The organism is Streptomyces katrae (assembly GCF_000966975.1).
In the GTDB taxonomy this organism is placed as follows: domain Bacteria; phylum Actinomycetota; class Actinomycetes; order Streptomycetales; family Streptomycetaceae; genus Streptomyces; species Streptomyces katrae.
Window position 1 is genome coordinate 1 of record NZ_JZWV01000938.1, and the last position, 2210, is coordinate 2210.

Annotated in this window: 3 protein-coding genes; 2 read left to right on the forward strand and 1 reads right to left on the reverse strand. The window is 71.4% G+C overall.

Annotation, left to right across the window (positions count from 1 at the left end):
* Nucleotides 1-47 precede the first annotated feature (47 nt).
* Together VR44_RS30020 and VR44_RS30025 are read left to right on the forward strand one after the other, a co-directional pair.
* The gene (locus tag VR44_RS30020; protein ID WP_045950768.1) at nt 48-707 is read left to right on the forward strand and encodes a DUF4360 domain-containing protein; all 660 of its coding nucleotides are present in this window, start codon (nt 48-50) and stop codon (nt 705-707) included.
* A gap of 61 nt (nt 708-768) precedes the next feature.
* On the forward strand, nt 769-1446 hold the full coding sequence (locus VR44_RS30025; protein WP_045950770.1) for a DUF4360 domain-containing protein: 678 nt from the start codon (nt 769-771) through the stop codon (nt 1444-1446).
* 193 nt (nt 1447-1639) lie between these two features.
* On the opposite strand, the gene VR44_RS30030 is transcribed toward VR44_RS30025, so the two are convergent.
* On the reverse strand, nt 1640-2210 hold a 571-nt coding region (locus VR44_RS30030), incomplete at its 5' end, for an HAD family acid phosphatase (protein ID WP_045950769.1).

The window sequence follows — 2210 nt, forward strand, 5'->3', positions numbered from 1 at the left end:
ATGTGCATGCCCAAACGGGCTCCCCTCCGCACGAACGGAGACCCCTCATGCCCCTCCGCAGAATCGCGCTCGGCGCCGCCGTCGCGGCCCTGACGGCCCTCGCCACCCCCGCCCAGGCGCAGGCCTCCGCGGCCGCCCCCTCCCTCCCCCCGCCCGGCCGCGTCACCGTCGACGTCGCCGGGGTCAACGGCTCCGGCTGCCCCCAGGGCACCGCCGAAGTAGCCGCCGCCTCCGATAACACGGCCTTCACCGTCACCTACAGCAACTACCTCGCCCAGACCGGCGCCGGCTCCGGCGGGACGGACTTCCGCAAGAACTGCCAGCTGGCCCTGCGGATCCGCGTCCCCCAGGGGTTCACGTACGCCATCGCCCGCGCCGACTACCGCGGCTTCGCCCACCTCCAGCGCGGCGCCTACGGCCAGCAGCGCGCGAACTACTACTTCCAGGGCAACGCCCAGACCACCCGCAGCACCCACCAGTTCAACGGCCCCCTCACCGACAACTGGCAGGCGAGCGACCAGACCGACTACGCGGACCTCGTCTGGGCCCCCTGCGGCGAGGAGCGCAACCTCAACGTCAACACCGAACTCCGCGTCTACGCCGGCACGTCCGGCTCGCAGAACCTCAGCTTCATGAGCATGGACTCGACCGACGGAAGCGTCAGCACCGTCTACCACTTCGAGTGGCGGGAGTGTCCCGCGTCCTGACGCGGGACGTCCGCAGGAACCCAGCAGTCAGGAGTCAGGAGTGACCACGATGTCTCATTCCCTGTCCCGCACCCTGCTCACCGCCGCCGCGGCCGCCGCGCTCGTCGCGGCCTCCGCCCCCGCCGGGGCCGCCGCCCCGGTCTCCGGCGGCCGGGCGCAGATCACCGTCCCACCCGACAAGATCGTGATCGAGCTCGCGACCGTCAACGGCTCCGGCTGCCGCGAGGGCACCGCCCAGGTGGCCGTGGCCCCCGACAATACGGCCTTCACCGTCACCTACAGCGACTACCTCGCCCAGATCGGCCCCGGCGCCCCGCCGACGGCCTTCCGCAAGAACTGCCAGCTCAACCTGCGCGTGCACGTGCCGTCCGGGTTCACCTACGCGATCGTCCAGGCGGACTACCGGGGGTTCGCGTTCCTCCAGCCCGGGGCCTCCGGCCAGGAGAGGGCGAGCTACTACTTCCAGGGGATGCCGCAGACCGCCCAGCGCACGCACTCGTTCACCGGCCCGCTCAACGACAACTGGCAGACCAGCGACAAGACGGAGTACGCGGACCTCGTCTGGTCCCCGTGCGGAGAGAAGCGCAACTTCAACATCAACACCGAGCTGCGGGTGAACGCCGGCACCTCGAACCCGCAGACGGCCACCAGCTTCATGGCCATGGACTCCACCGACGCCGGCGTCAGCACGCTCTATCACCTGGCCTGGCAGACCTGCCCCGCCCCGAAGAACGACTAGCACCCCGCACGACGGGCGCCGGGCCCGGCCCCCTGGCGAGGGGCCGGGCCCGGCACTCTTGCGATGGGATATGACTACCCGCCATACCGGGTCTTCGAACCGCCCGCGGCGCACCGAATTCGACGGCGCCGCGGACCGGACCGGCGCTCGCGGACCGGGACCGCGGACACGGGACCGCGGACCAGGACCGGCGTCAGGAGAGCTTGCCGCCGTAGTCCGGGAGCTTGACGGTGCGTTCGGCGTGGCCGCCGACCAGGTCGCTCTCGTTGTTCCCGATGTTGGCGATGATCGTGTAGCCGCGGGCCTCGATCTCGGCGCGCTTGGCCGTCTTGTACGCGCTGACCTCGCTGAACAGGGCCGGTAGGTCGCGGACGTACAGCCCGGTCACCGGGTAGCCGACCGCCTTGAGGTTCCGCTCGGTCAGGGAGTACACGATCCCCGGACGGGCGGTGACGAAGAAGATCGCGACCCCGCGCTGGTTCGCGTACTGGGTCAGCGCGCGGACCTTCTCGATCGCCGGGGTCGGGAACGTCCAGAACCAGTGGAAGTCCGTCTCCAGGGAGGAGTTGTCGATGTCCAGGACGATCGCGGGCTTCTCGCCGGCCGGGGAGGCCGCGATCCGCTGCTCGACGGCCGGGCGGGCGGCGTCGATGACGGCGGCCACGTCGCGCTGCCAGGTGGCGTAGTCGATCCCGAGGATCGCCGCGTTGCCGCCCGGCGCGGAGGCCGTGACCGCCGCCGGGGCCGCAGCGGGCGCGGGCGTG

Excerpts from the sequence above, each read along its gene's own strand:
- VR44_RS30020 (WP_045950768.1), top strand. The coding sequence starts at position 48 with ATGCCCCTCCGCAGAATCGCGCTCGGCGCCGCCGTCGCGGCCCTGACG.